Source organism: Acinetobacter shaoyimingii, assembly GCF_011578045.1.
GTDB classification, from domain to species: domain Bacteria; phylum Pseudomonadota; class Gammaproteobacteria; order Pseudomonadales; family Moraxellaceae; genus Acinetobacter; species Acinetobacter shaoyimingii.
The window spans coordinates 2395645-2408627 of the sequence record NZ_CP049801.1; the positions used below are offsets into that span (position 1 = coordinate 2395645).

The 12983-nt window shown below is 38.2% G+C and carries 13 protein-coding genes and 1 tRNA gene; 10 read left to right on the forward strand and 4 right to left on the reverse strand.

What is annotated here, in order from left to right; translation table 11 throughout:
• Positions 1 to 318 precede the first annotated feature (318 nt).
• Positions 319 to 394, reverse strand: a tRNA-Arg gene (locus G8E00_RS10765).
• Positions 395 to 573: 179 nt separating this feature from the next.
• Between G8E00_RS10765 and G8E00_RS10770 the strand changes: the two genes are divergently transcribed.
• The 8 genes from G8E00_RS10770 (at position 574) to G8E00_RS10805 (ending at position 7755) form a co-directional block, all read left to right on the forward strand.
• Positions 574 to 1509: an ABC transporter ATP-binding protein gene (locus G8E00_RS10770; protein WP_166010630.1), complete on the forward strand. Its 936-nt coding sequence runs from the start codon at positions 574 to 576 to the stop codon at positions 1507 to 1509.
• A complete protein-coding gene (locus G8E00_RS10775) occupies positions 1506 to 2279 on the forward strand; it encodes an ABC transporter permease (protein WP_166010632.1) in 774 nt (257 codons plus the stop codon). The genes G8E00_RS10770 and G8E00_RS10775 overlap by 4 nt, the downstream gene beginning before the upstream one ends.
• Positions 2279 to 3115, forward strand: coding sequence for an NADPH-dependent 7-cyano-7-deazaguanine reductase QueF (queF, locus tag G8E00_RS10780; RefSeq protein ID WP_166010634.1), 837 nt, complete (start codon positions 2279 to 2281; stop codon positions 3113 to 3115). Before G8E00_RS10775 ends, queF begins: the two co-directional genes overlap by 1 nt.
• A gap of 25 nt (positions 3116 to 3140) precedes the next feature.
• Positions 3141 to 3791, forward strand: coding sequence for a hypothetical protein (locus tag G8E00_RS10785; RefSeq protein WP_166010636.1), 651 nt, complete (start codon positions 3141 to 3143; stop codon positions 3789 to 3791).
• A gap of 160 nt (positions 3792 to 3951) precedes the next feature.
• Positions 3952 to 5094, forward strand: a complete 1143-nt coding sequence (rodA, locus tag G8E00_RS10790) for a rod shape-determining protein RodA (protein WP_166010638.1) — start codon at positions 3952 to 3954, stop codon at positions 5092 to 5094.
• A gap of 53 nt (positions 5095 to 5147) precedes the next feature.
• Positions 5148 to 6149 carry a lytic murein transglycosylase B gene (gene mltB, locus G8E00_RS10795; protein WP_166010640.1) on the forward strand — a complete coding sequence of 334 codons (1002 nt, stop codon included), beginning with the start codon at positions 5148 to 5150 and terminating at the stop codon, positions 6147 to 6149.
• A gap of 284 nt (positions 6150 to 6433) precedes the next feature.
• Positions 6434 to 7045, forward strand: a complete 612-nt coding sequence (locus G8E00_RS10800) for a septal ring lytic transglycosylase RlpA family protein (RefSeq protein WP_166224506.1) — start codon at positions 6434 to 6436, stop codon at positions 7043 to 7045.
• A gap of 263 nt (positions 7046 to 7308) precedes the next feature.
• On the forward strand, positions 7309 to 7755 hold the full coding sequence (locus G8E00_RS10805; protein WP_166010644.1) for an Mpo1 family 2-hydroxy fatty acid dioxygenase: 447 nt from the start codon (positions 7309 to 7311) through the stop codon (positions 7753 to 7755).
• Positions 7756 to 7890: 135 nt separating this feature from the next.
• Here G8E00_RS10805 and G8E00_RS10810 read toward each other — a convergent pair whose 3' ends face one another.
• From G8E00_RS10810 to rpsB, 3 genes are all read right to left on the reverse strand, one after another.
• Positions 7891 to 8415, reverse strand: a complete 525-nt coding sequence (locus G8E00_RS10810; protein ID WP_166224509.1) for a DUF3465 domain-containing protein — start codon at positions 8413 to 8415, stop codon at positions 7891 to 7893.
• Positions 8416 to 8581: 166 nt separating this feature from the next.
• Positions 8582 to 9460: a translation elongation factor Ts gene (tsf, locus tag G8E00_RS10815; RefSeq protein ID WP_166010648.1), complete on the reverse strand. Its 879-nt coding sequence runs from the start codon at positions 9458 to 9460 to the stop codon at positions 8582 to 8584.
• A gap of 137 nt (positions 9461 to 9597) precedes the next feature.
• Positions 9598 to 10350, reverse strand: coding sequence for a 30S ribosomal protein S2 (gene rpsB / locus G8E00_RS10820; RefSeq protein ID WP_166010650.1), 753 nt, complete (start codon positions 10348 to 10350; stop codon positions 9598 to 9600).
• 225 nt (positions 10351 to 10575) lie between these two features.
• Between rpsB and map the strand changes: the two genes are divergently transcribed.
• Complete coding sequence (gene map, locus G8E00_RS10825; protein ID WP_166224512.1) at positions 10576 to 11400, forward strand: type I methionyl aminopeptidase; 825 nt, start codon at positions 10576 to 10578, stop codon at positions 11398 to 11400.
• A gap of 380 nt (positions 11401 to 11780) precedes the next feature.
• Positions 11781 to 12956 (forward strand): OmpW/AlkL family protein, encoded by a 1176-nt coding sequence (locus tag G8E00_RS10830; RefSeq protein WP_166224515.1) that lies wholly within the window; start codon positions 11781 to 11783, stop codon positions 12954 to 12956.
• Positions 12957 to 12983 lie beyond the last annotated feature (27 nt).

Here is a 12983-nt window from a genome sequence, read left to right on the forward strand (position 1 = left end):
AAATAAAAGGACTAGCATCATAAAGTGTGTTTTTACACAGCATTTATCACGCTAATCCTGATGCTGAATAGTACAGAAATATTCGTTTGATTCGATAATTTATTAGTTAATTTAAACTCAATGATTAAATTTAAAGCAAAAAATTATCACTATTGTATAAATTTGGATCAATTTTGAAAAACACATTCAACACAGACTTAAAAAAACAAAACTAAAAGGTATGGATGAATTAAAGATTGATATTTGCAGCTGTAAATGTCAGATGAGGCATATCGTGTGGATGCTTTTATATTTTTTATTTTAAAGCTTGAAAAAAGATGGTGCGCTCAGCGGGACTCGAACCCACGCCACAGGCTTCGGAGACCTGTACTCTATCCAGTTGAGCTATGAGCGCGCGACGCACATCATAACAAAAAAAACCATAAGGTAAAGCAACTATATATCAGACAGCATTTTTAATGCTTAGACTTTGTACAACCTCCTAAAAATGCAACGCATAATTCCATCCTAATTACTTGGTTTATTCCCTTATATCGCTCACAATACAATCCTTAATCAACAATAGAGAATTCTATGACTGAAGCATTGACGTTAAGGGATTTATCCAAAACTTACAGAAACGGATTTCAAGCACTCAAAGGAATTGACCTCAGTGTTCCTGAGGGTGAGTTTTATGCACTTTTAGGTCCCAATGGTGCAGGTAAATCGACCACGATCAGTATTATCAGCTCTTTAACCAAAAAAACTTCTGGCTCAGTGGAAATCTTTGGACATAACCTAGATACCCACCCATCTGAAGCAAAACAATGCCTCGGTGTTGTTCCGCAAGAATTTAACTTTGGTCATTTTGAAAAAACCTTTGATATTTTGGTGACTCAGGCAGGCTATTACGGTATTCCACGTAAAATCGCCCAACAACGTGCAGAACAATATCTAGAAAAACTAGGGCTTTGGGATAAACGTGGCATTCAAGCCCGTATGCTCTCTGGTGGGATGAAACGTCGTCTCATGATTGCCCGTGCCATGATGCATGAACCAAAACTTTTAATCTTAGATGAGCCAACGGCTGGTGTAGATATTGAGCTACGTCGCTCAATGTGGGAATTCCTCACCGAAATGAACGAAAATGGCACTTCTATTATTTTAACGACGCACTATTTAGAAGAAGCAGAGCAATTATGTCGTCGTATTGCCATTATCGACCGTGGTGTGATTAAAGAAGATACCTCAATGAAATCTTTCTTAAATCAACTCAATGAAGAATCATTTATTTTTGATTTAGCTCATCCGATTGAACCCATTGATCTCAATATTACGGGTGTACGCTTTAATCTTATTGATCCTGTAACTTTAGAAGTTACCTTAGATAAAGCACATTCAATGAATGACTTATTTCAACTCATTGAATCACAGGGTATCACTGTACTGAGTATGCGTAATAAATCGAATCGTCTTGAAGAATTATTTGTCAAAATGGTTGAAAAAAATCTTGAAGGAGCTACGCCATGAACTTTAATCAGTTAAGCGTAGCCTTGATGACCTTAGTACGTAAAGAAATCCGTCGTTTCATGCGGATTTGGCCACAAACGCTGCTTCCACCTGCGATTACCATGAGTCTATATTTCGTGATCTTTGGTAATTTGGTTGGTTCACGCATTGGTGAAATGGGTGGTTTCACCTATATGCAATTTATTGTGCCAGGTCTCATCATGATGGCCGTGATCACTAACAGTTATGCCAACGTGTCTTCAAGTTTCTTTAGTGTCAAATTTCAAAAAAGTATTGAAGAATTACTCATGAGTCCAGTGCCACTGCATCTGATCATTTGGGGTTATGTGATTGGCGGTGTATGTCGTGGTGTTTTAGTCGGTTTGATCGTCACCATCATGAGTATGTTCTTTACTGACTTAAGCATTCATAACATTTTTGTGACTGTTTATACCGTGATTATTACTGCCTTGTTATTTTCACTGGGTGGCTTAATCAATGCTGTTTATGCCAAGTCTTTTGATGATATTTCAATTATTCCAACTTTTGTGCTCACACCTCTGACCTATTTAGGGGGTGTGTTTTATGCCATCTCAGCATTAAGCCCTTTTTGGCAAAATTTGTCTTTGATTAACCCTATTGTATATATGGTAAATGCATTCCGTTTTGGCATTTTGGGTCATAGCGATGTCAATGTATTTACATCTTTAATCTTTGTAACTGTGTGTTGTGGCGTACTGTATGCCATTGCGTACTATTTACTTTCTCGTAGTTCAGGAATGCGTGAATAATGAGTGTAGAACAATCTTTATTAGGTAAAGACACCAACTATCCAACAGAATATCAACCCGATATTCTGTTCCCTATTTCGCGTGCCGAAGCACGTCAAAAATATGCCCATATTGACGGTATTTACCAAGGTAAAGACTGGTGGCATGTGTTTGAGATTTCTTGGTTAAATACTCAAGGTATTCCACAAGTTGCCATTGGTCGTATTACCCTGCCTGCAACTTCGCCGAACCTCATCGAATCGAAGTCTTTAAAGCTGTACTTTAATAGCCTGAACTTTAGCAAATTTGCTTCACAAGCTGATTTTATTGCGACGGTTGAAAAAGACTTGTCCAAAGCTGCTGAAGCTGAAATTACCCTGACATTATTCCAAGCAGATGATTTGCTTGTCAGTCAACCTTTTGGTGAATGTATTGATACACTTGAGCCGAAACGATTAGAAAATCATCCTGATGCCTCATTATTGGCATTTGATGAGACAGAAAATGATAAAGATGGTAATGACAGTGATGAAGTAGAAATTAACCTTTATTCACATTTATTACGTAGTAACTGTCCAGTCACAGGACAACCCGACTGGGGCACGGTATTCATCCGATATAAAGGTAAAAAACCTTGTTATCGAAGCATTTTAGCTTATATTATCTCCTATCGTCAGCATAATGGTTTCCACGAGCAATGCGTAGAGCAAATCTATGCAGATCTTTGGGAGACCTTTAGACCAGAAAAATTAATGGTCTATGCGACATATACACGACGAGGCGGATTAGACATCAACCCATGTCGTGTATCCGATTTAGCATGGATGCCATCTCCAATCAGGTTGGCTAGACAATAAAATGAATTAATACCGAGGTTAATCGATGTCCTATTTTGGTTTCATTCCATCTGATGCATTATTAAAAAGTGTATTCACTGGAATTGAGAAAAAAAATTCAAATGAGCCGTTGTACCCTTTACGTGATCAATCTGCACTCATGATTAATGATGAGATTATAGATGCAATTTTAATTGAACTTGTACGCCGCTTCCCACCAAGTGATAAGCGTGATACAGGCGAAAAACTTGCAGGCTATATCAAATCGACTGTTGCAGTATTACTTAAACAATTACTCAGTAAAGTTCCGAATGACGTTGCTCGTCAATCAATCGAATTTTCTGAAAAAAGTTTATTTAAAGATCCTGAAGGGAATTACAGAATTGGGACACCCTTAAAACCTGAATTGGTCACTAACTTGAAAAATAGTTATGCCGAAGTTAAATCTGGCAATGACATCAATCGTGCTGTCCTTTCAGAGCAATATAAACAATTTGCTGAAGCTGCAGTTCGTCATTTTATGAATGACTTTAACAAAACGCTTGATTTGGGCATGATTAAACGTAAAGCATCAGATCTTGCATCTTCTGCAGTGATTAAAGCTATTCATATTGCGATTGATAAACTCATTCCAAATTTGACCAAAGAGGAAATGAATGCAGTAGCTGATTATCACGACACCCTCTTCGTTCAATAACTTATTATTAGACAAAACTCTCGCAACACTTTAAAAATCTAGCTTCGGCTAGATTTTTTATTGCGTTGAAACTTGGGATTTTCGTTGTTTAAAAATAGAGATATGTTAGCATGCCTGATCAGGCAAATCGCCACCACAATTAACATAATCCAATATCAAAATGCCGCCAGAATCGCAATACAAATTCTTACGTCAAGCACCACGAGACGGACTCAGCACAGTCGATATTCCATCACGTTGGGATCGCCTGCATATTGATCCGTGGCTGTTTCTTTTTTTATTGCTTAACGCTTTACTTGGTTTAACAGCTTTATACAGTGCTTCCGCACAAGATGTAGCAATGGTGTCAAAGCAAGCCATGAGCTTTGCAATTGGTTTTGTGGTGATGATCACCATTGCACAAATATCGCCAAAAGTTTACCAGTCTTTTTCACCTATTCTCTATTTGTTTAGTATGCTGGCACTTATTGCGGTCATCTTTGTCGGTGAAACCCGGCTTGGCGCGCAGCGCTGGATTGATATTCCTGGTATAGGTAGCGTACAACCCAGTGAATTTATGAAAATTGGCATGCCCATGATGATTGCATGGTTTCTGTCACGTAAAACACTTCCACCTTCTATACCGCAAATTATTTATAGTTTAATTTTAATCGTTATTCCATTTTTGGTGATTGCGAAACAGCCTGATCTTGGTACATCAGCTCTCGTCCTTGCCAGTGGAATCTTTGTGCTGTTTTTAAGCGGTCTACCTTGGTGGATGATTGGCGGAGCTGCTGCCCTTGCTGGCGTGTTTATCCCCATTGCATGGCAATTTTTATTACACGATTATCAAAAACAACGTGTACTCACTTTATTTGACCCTCAAGCCGACGCATTAGGTTCAGGTTGGAATATTATTCAGTCAAAAACTGCCATTGGTTCTGGTGGGATTACGGGTAAAGGGTATTTAGAAGGGACGCAATCGCATTTACACTTTCTACCTGAAGGACATACGGACTTTATTATTGCCGCATATTCAGAAGAATTTGGTTTGGTTGGGGTGTTCATTCTGCTGTTACTTTATTTTGCAATTATTATTCGAACTTTAACCATCAGTCTTAACAGCTTTCATAATTATGGCAGATTACTGGCAGGTGGTTTAGGTCTATCCTTTTTTGTATACGTATTTGTAAATGCAGGAATGGTCAGTGGTATTCTACCTGTAACAGGTATTCCATTACCTTTTATGAGTTATGGCGGTACCGCAATTATTACCTTAATGGCGACCTTTGGTATTGTGATGTCTATTCACACCCATCGATAATAAATTTCGCTCTAAACTTTAGTTCATAATAATTTTTAGGAATAATTAAACGTATGTTAAAGATAAACGTATTGAAAAAATTATCTCGAATACCTTTAGTCATTGGCACATTGTCAATCACCAGCTTTTGTCAGGCCAATGATTTTGCCAATGATCCTAATTATTCAAATTTCAAATACAGAACTATGCAGACTTACGGACTCAGTGCGGAACAAGTCGACTGGGCAATGAATGGTTCACGAAATCTTCCCAATATCATTAGTATTATGAATCGTCCGGGTGAAAGTAAACCTTGGTACGAATATAAAACCAATTTCCTCAGCGAAGGTTTAATCCAACGTGGTGTTCGTTTTCGCAACCAATATGCAGATACATTAAATCGAGCAGAACAAGAGTTTGGTGTACCTCAATCTGTCATTCTCGGTATTTTAGGTGTTGAAACTGGATTCGGTGGCAATAAAGGCTCCTTTATTACACGTGATGCACTTGCAACGCTGGGGTTTGGTTATGAACGACGTGCTCAATATTTCCAAGACGAACTTGCAGCACTGATCGCTTGGTCATATAAAGATGGTGTACCTGCAAATTCCATTGTCGGTTCCTATGCAGGTGCAGTTGGTTATCCTCAATTTATGCCAAGTAATATTCCAAAATTTGGTGTGGACTATGATGGCAATGGTCATGTCGACTTACGTAACTCAGCTGTAGATGCCATTGGTTCTATTGCCAATTATCTCGCAAAAAATGGTTGGCAGCGTGATCAACCTATTGCCTTTGCGGCACGTTATACGGGTACAAACCCCGATGCAGTGATTGCCAAAGATTTAACACAACCCACCCCTTATGGCGTGTTAAAAACCCAATCTGTTTCACCTATCAATTCTCTTGTAAAGATAGATGATTTAGATATGGTGAACTTGATTCAACTGCAAGAAAGTTATGGTCCAGCTTATTACATCACTTACCCGAACTTTCAAGTCATAACCACCTATAATAAAAGCAGAATGTATGCGACAGCATTGTGGCTTTTAGGCAAAGAAATCACCAGTCGATAAGACTGGTTTTTCTTATTTAAATTAAAAGTCAAGAAATATTTATGTAAAAACGATGCCAAAAGCATCAAATTTCATATATTGTTACAATTTTGATTATTTTTTAATCAATTTCCATGATATTTTGTCATTTTTGTTACGATTCATCAAATAGTACTAGACACTTTTGTATCAGCATGAATATTATCCCATACCGTTAAATGTAGTTGCACAAGTGAATTTACAGACCTCAATCTTTAATTTTCAGTAACTTAGAAGTTAAAAATGGGGTTCCAAGGAGTTAAACGATGCATGCTTCGCTTAAAATTTTATCAATTTTAGCTTTAGGACTGGGCACCGTCCAAGCCAAAGCAGAATTGGTTCAATCATCTTATTTAAATAATGACAACGAGAGTTCTAGCTTAGCTTCTCGCGTGATCAACAAAGATTCGAGTAACTTTAACTCGCATTTTTCAAACACAAACAGTTTAACAATCACTGAGCGTTCAGGTGACAAAATCCGCCGCGAAACCATCGCAGCAAAAATTGACATCCCTGTAGAAGAACCTTCAGTAATTGATAAATTGAATACTGTAGCATCAAATACAGTTCGTCGTTTCAGCCAAAGTGGTGTTGCATCTTGGTATGGTCGTCAATTCCATGGTCGTAAAACAGCCAATGGTGAAACTTTTGACATGAATGGCTTAACTGCTGCTCATCGCAGCCTACCACTCAACTGTTACATCCGTGTGACCAATAAAGACAATGGTAAAAGCGTCGTTGTACGTGTAAATGACCGTGGCCCTTTCCATGGTAACCGTGTACTAGATTTATCTTATGGCGCTGCTAAAAGCTTAGGCATTACCAACGCAGGTACAGCACGAGTAAATATTGAGCGTGTAGACGGTCCTAACTCTTAATGTAAGATCAGAACTGCATTTAACGTTAAAAAGCCACGTATAGCGTGGCTTTTTTATTTTAAATGTCGCTCAACTCAGTTTCGATTGAATTGAACTTTAACCCCCTTCTTCTCTCATCGCTTTCTCTTTTTATAGTTCAATTCATATTTCAATTGAACATTTGAGAACTTAGCGTTTAATTTGTTACTTTGCTCTTTGACCAACTTAGTAAACTTGGTTATATTTTAAGAATAGAAAATTAATAACAATGCACGGAGCATCTCATGAAAACAGTGACCGAATGGTTCGATGAATATAGTGACAGCCATCAAAACAAAACCAATAAACTGATTCACTGGGTTTGTGTCCCTGCGATCTTATTTTCCATTATTGGCATTTTGGCACATTTTAGTGCTCTACTGACTGCCCTGATTCTGGTCTTGATATTGGTGTTCTATTCGCGTTTAGACTTAGTTTTATCTGTGGCTATGACGGCATTACTGATCATTATGGCATGGTTGATTTGGATTTTACCTGTAGGGGTAGGTTTCTACATAGGTCTGTTTGTTTTGGCATGGATTGGTCAATTTTATGGCCACAAAGTCGAAGGTAAGAAGCCATCGTTTCTTAAAGACCTCCAATTCCTTCTCATTGGCCCGCTATGGTGTATGGATGCATATCTAGGCAAAGTACTCCCTAAATGGAAAACTCGCCAGAAACACGCTTTTTAGCGCAATTAAACAAGGGGTAGATTTCTACTAACGATCTACCCCTTTTTTCAACTAAAATTTTAAATATTCACGTTTAAATCACAAGATTGTGTAATCACTTTTGAGTATGATGAAAACCTTTCCACTTGGTTAAATTTATTCATATATTTTACCGTTATGTTTTAACCATCCGTGTTCATGTCGATTTTGCGGATCACGATGCGTCCAATGAACAACCCCGCCCTGATCATTAAACTCATATTCCCCATTAAATTCGACCAAATCTCCTTTTTGAAGATCATCAATTCGTGGTGATAAATCAATATTGTGCGCAACCAGCACTGTCATGCCATTATCCAAAGTTAAAATAAACTTTTGATGACGTGAACCCTCATTATCGTCGCGTAAAATCGCTTTAACCTTACCACTGGCTTGTACCTGTACATCCTTTTGCTTTGCTTCATAAGCCTGCTGAATACGCGCCAATCCTTTTTCAGATCGACTAGCCTGTGATTGCGAATTTAAATGTGTAGTTTTTGATTGTTCAATGTGTTCATCTTGTTGTTGTGATGAATATTCAACAGGTTTCGTCTGCTGGATGTTTTCTGAATTAAACCCAAAATAACCCGCAACTAATAAACCCACGATCCCTGCAATACTTAAATTTGTTTTATTCGACATACGATTTAGATCTAAAATTAAAATTTGTTCAATTCTATTCGATTTAATCCAGCAATCCTATAGACGCACAACTATATGTTTTAATTCACTATCTTATATTTTTATGATGTTCAAATATAAAAAAAGCCCCAATTGGGGCTTTTTAACTTTTACCTAAAGGCAAAAATTATTGTGCAGCAGCAGCTTGAGCAGCAGCAACTTCGTCAGCGAAGCTCATTTCTGCTTTCTTCTCAATACCTTCACCTACTTCGAAGCGAACGAATTGAGCAACTGTTGTAGCAGTCGCTTTAAGAACATCAGCAACTTTCTTGTCGTTGTCGATTACGTACATTTGACGCTCAAGAACAACTTCGTTCAAGTATTTCTCAACAGAACCAGTCACCATTTTTTCAACGATGTTTGCTGGTTTGCCAGATTCTAAAGCTTTCGCTTCAGCAATTTCTTTCTCTTTCGCGATAAGCTCAGCAGAAACGCCTTCAGCAGTTACAGCAACTGGGTTGAACGCAGCAACGTGCATTGCAATACCTTTACCAGTTTCAGCTGAACCTTCGTAAGCTACAACAACACCAATTTTTAAACCGTGTTTGTAAACTGCAAGGTTTGCACCTTCAACAATTTTCGCACGACGTACTTGGATGTTCTCACCAATTTTTTGAACAAGAGCGATACGCGCTTCTTCAACAGTTGAACCATCTTCAAGTTTCAATTCAGCGATTTGAGCAGCTTCAGTTACATTCGCAGCAAGCGCAGCAGCAGCAACTTTCGCAGAGAAACCAGCAAAGTTTTCGTCTTTAGCAACGAAGTCAGTTTGGCAGTTTACTTCTAAAAGGATCGCTTTATTGCCTTCTTGAGCAATTGTGATCGCACCGTCAGCAGCAATGTTACCCGCTTTTTTAGCAGCTTTTGCTTGACCAGATTTACGAAGGTTATCAATCGCTAATTCGATGTCACCATTCGCTTCTGTCAATGCTTTTTTACATTCCATCATTGCTAAACCAGTACGGTCACGCAATTCTTTAACCATGCTCGCAGTAACTGCAGTCATGTTGTTCTCCTAAATACGGTAGAAAATGAATCTGTTAACAAAAACGGCCCAAAGTGTTCTCTGGGCCGTTTTGCTTTTCAACGCTTACTTTGCCACCATTACATGTCGCAAAAATGACAATGATGCGTCAAATCACATTAAGCCTCAGGAGCTTCTTTCGCAGCTTCTTCGCCTTTAGCTTGTGCATTAGCTTGAGTTTGAGCATATTCTTTACCAGCAAGAATCGCATCAGCCATAGCAGAAGCATAAAGAGTTACAGCACGGATCGCATCGTCGTTACCAGGAATAACGAAATCTACGTTATCTGGGTTAGAGTTTGTATCAACGATACCGATTACAGGAATACCAAGGTTCTTAGCTTCTTTAATTGCAATCGCTTCGTGGTCTACATCGATGATGAACAATGCATCAGGTAAACCACCCATGTTTTTAACGCCGCCTAAAGAACGCTCAAGTTTTTCCATCTCACGAGTACGCTCTAAAGCTTCACGTTTAGTAAGCTTAAGGAAAGTACCATCTTGAGATTGAGTTTGAAGATCTTTTAAACGGTTGATCGATTGACGAAGTGTTTTCCAGTTCGTCAACATACCACCTAACCAACGGTGATCTACGTATGGTTGACCAGCGCGTTGAGCTTGTTCACGGATGATGTTTGAAGCAGCACGTTTTGTACCAACAAACAATACTTTGTTCTTTTTGCTTGCTAAGTTGTTAACAAAGTTCAAAGCATCATTTAACGCAGGAACAGTGTGCTCAAGGTTGATGATATGAATTTTGTTACGCGCACCAAAAATGTATTGACGCATTTTTGGGTTCCAGAAGCGAGTTTGGTGACCAAAGTGCGCGCCAGCTTGAAGAAGGTCGCGCATACTTACGTTGTAATCTGCCATTTTCTTTACCTTAAAGTTTGGGTTAGGCCTCCATATGTCCAGCATTCTCCACCCAAGGGATTTAAAGCCCTTTAAGCACCCAGAGTAATGTGACGACATATGTGCGGATTTAGTTTCGCCTATTTCAAATAACATTCGTGCATAGATACACGAAAAAGCATTTGATAAATTGGGCGGCTATTTATACCATAGTCACACACAAATTTCCAAAAGTTTTTAAAGATCATGAACAGTACTTACGAGGCTCCACGTCGATTAATTAAAACCCCAGACGAAATTGAAAAAATGCGTGTGGCAGGACGACTGGCAGCAGAAGTTTTGGATATGATCAAACCGCATATCAAACCAGGTGTCTCTACACTTGAACTTGATACGATTTGTCATGATTATATTGTCAATAAACAAGATGCCATTCCAGCTTGTTTAGGTTACGGCGCAGCTCCTGGCCGCCCTGCTTTCCAACATGTGATTTGTACTTCTGTCAACCATGTCGTTTGTCATGGTATTCCATCAGAAGCGAAGATTCTCAAAAAAGGCGATATTCTCAATATTGATGTCACTGTCATCAAAGATGGTTATCACGGCGATACCAATATGATGTATATCGTGGGTGGTGAGACTTCAATTTTGGCAGAGCGTTTATGCAAAGTAGCACAGGAAGCCATGTACCGCGGTATGGCAACGGTTAAACCTGGTTCAACCATTGGCGATATTGGCCATGCCATTCAACAATATGTTGAAGCGGAACGCTTTGGTGTAGTTCGTGAATACTGTGGTCACGGTATTGGTACAGTTTTCCATGATGAACCACAAGTGCTTCACTATGGTCAAGCAAACTCTGGCATGATCTTAGAAGAAGGTATGACCTTTACCATTGAACCAATGGTCAATGGTGGTGACTGGAAAACTAAACTTCTAGGTGATAAATGGACCGTTGTGACAAAAGATCACAGTTTGTCAGCTCAATATGAGCATACAATCCTTGTGACAAAAACAGGAATTGAAGTGTTAACAGCACGTCCTGAAGAAGATTTATCTCGTTTTCAATAAAATTTGATCTATATCACCAAGAAACATCAAATAAGTACATATTTAAATTTGATTATCTGTTGTCATTGACCGGATAATCAATTGATGTTGAAAAAAGGTCACTAATATGGTGGCCTTTTTTAATGTCTAGCCGAAAATATTTATCTATATCACTAATTTATAAAAATTTATTGCAAAATATCAATTTGTTATATTCTGTAAAAAAATTACACAATCTATAATTTTTTTTACATTTTACATAATAAACAGCAAATATACGTACAAATAATAAAGAAAAACTTTAAAAAAAACACAGTGTTACAAGATAAAAAGTCTTATTAATAAGGCACATAAAAATTATTAACTAACGATTTATGTTTATGGACACGGAGTCCCTCATCATGAAAAAAACATTATTATGCCTTGCAACAACTTTAGCTCTTGTCCCAAGTCTAAGCCAAGCAAAATCACCTTATTTTAGCCTACAAGATGGTGAAAATTTTAAACGTTTTTCAGTTTCAGTGGGTGCACTGTATGTAAAACCAACTGGTAATGCTCAACCCTTTAGAGCCAATACCAGTATTGCCAATGGTGAAACAGCCAAAGTCGGTACAATTAAAAGAGAAACTGTCTTAAGCAATATTGATTCTGAAAGAGATCCTGGTTCAACAGCTAAGCTACTTCAATTGGTTGATAACGTGAATAATTATTTGCCAAGTAATTTTCAGATCTTAGACACATTACCCTCAGGTATGAGTGGCTCTGCTGAAATTTACGGATTAGATTCTTGGAATAATCCAGGAACAGGGTTGGAAGCAGATGATGTTACCACATTAGGGATTATGACCAATTATTTCTTTACTGATAATATTTCTTTTGAAATAAAGGCAGGAATTCCACCAAAAGTTGACCTAAAAGGTAAAGGGCAAATTAATGCACCTTTCGTCGCAACAGCAAACCCATTGGTGATTCCAGAACAGTTACGCGATGATCTAAATATTAATTTAGGTGGTTGGATTAATAATTTTATTGACAATTTACCTAATATTCCTCTTGAGTCCATGTACTTAAAAAATAGTATTCCTATTACAAATCTTGAAAAGTACGGAGCCGTAGCTTCAGCACGGGCTTGGACACCTGCTTTCGAATTCCAATATCATTTTGGTAAAACTGGCGTAAATAAATTCCGACCTTACGTAGGTGTGGGTATGATGTACGCTTACTTCAATGAATTAGAATTGAATCCTGGACTAAAAACTGATTTAGTCAATGCAGGTCATATGATTGCCAATATTAAAAATGGCCAAGCTGGTGCTGCATTAGAAAAGAAAGACAGTGGTACTGATATTAAAGTGAAAGTTGATGCTGGTGATGCATTTGCTCCTGTAGCTACCGCTGGTTTCACTTATGATTTCAATGATCGTTGGTTTGCTGCTGGTTCTGTGTCTTATGCACACTTGACTGGCGATACCACAATTACCGTGAGCAATAAAGAAAATGGTCAATTGATCAAATCCACAGCAGATATCGAAATTAACCCGTTACTGGTATACGCAGGTGTCGGTTACCGTTTCTAAATTCCTCCGATAACAAAAGCGATCATT

Coding starts and splice junctions, on each gene's coding strand:
- rodA (WP_166010638.1), top strand. CDS start 3,952: ATGCCGCCAGAATCGCAATACAAATTCTTACGTCAAGCACCACGAGAC.
- G8E00_RS10775 (WP_166010632.1), top strand. CDS start 1,506: ATGAACTTTAATCAGTTAAGCGTAGCCTTGATGACCTTAGTACGTAAA.
- rpsB (WP_166010650.1), bottom strand. CDS start 10,350: ATGGCAGATTACAACGTAAGTATGCGCGACCTTCTTCAAGCTGGCGCG.
- G8E00_RS10785 (WP_166010636.1), top strand. CDS start 3,141: ATGTCCTATTTTGGTTTCATTCCATCTGATGCATTATTAAAAAGTGTA.
- map (WP_166224512.1), top strand. CDS start 10,576: ATGAACAGTACTTACGAGGCTCCACGTCGATTAATTAAAACCCCAGAC.
- tsf (WP_166010648.1), bottom strand. CDS start 9,460: ATGACTGCAGTTACTGCGAGCATGGTTAAAGAATTGCGTGACCGTACT.
- mltB (WP_166010640.1), top strand. CDS start 5,148: ATGTTAAAGATAAACGTATTGAAAAAATTATCTCGAATACCTTTAGTC.
- queF (WP_166010634.1), top strand. CDS start 2,279: ATGAGTGTAGAACAATCTTTATTAGGTAAAGACACCAACTATCCAACA.
- G8E00_RS10830 (WP_166224515.1), top strand. CDS start 11,781: ATGAAAAAAACATTATTATGCCTTGCAACAACTTTAGCTCTTGTCCCA.
- G8E00_RS10770 (WP_166010630.1), top strand. CDS start 574: ATGACTGAAGCATTGACGTTAAGGGATTTATCCAAAACTTACAGAAAC.
- G8E00_RS10800 (WP_166224506.1), top strand. CDS start 6,434: ATGCATGCTTCGCTTAAAATTTTATCAATTTTAGCTTTAGGACTGGGC.
- G8E00_RS10805 (WP_166010644.1), top strand. CDS start 7,309: ATGAAAACAGTGACCGAATGGTTCGATGAATATAGTGACAGCCATCAA.
- G8E00_RS10810 (WP_166224509.1), bottom strand. CDS start 8,415: ATGTCGAATAAAACAAATTTAAGTATTGCAGGGATCGTGGGTTTATTA.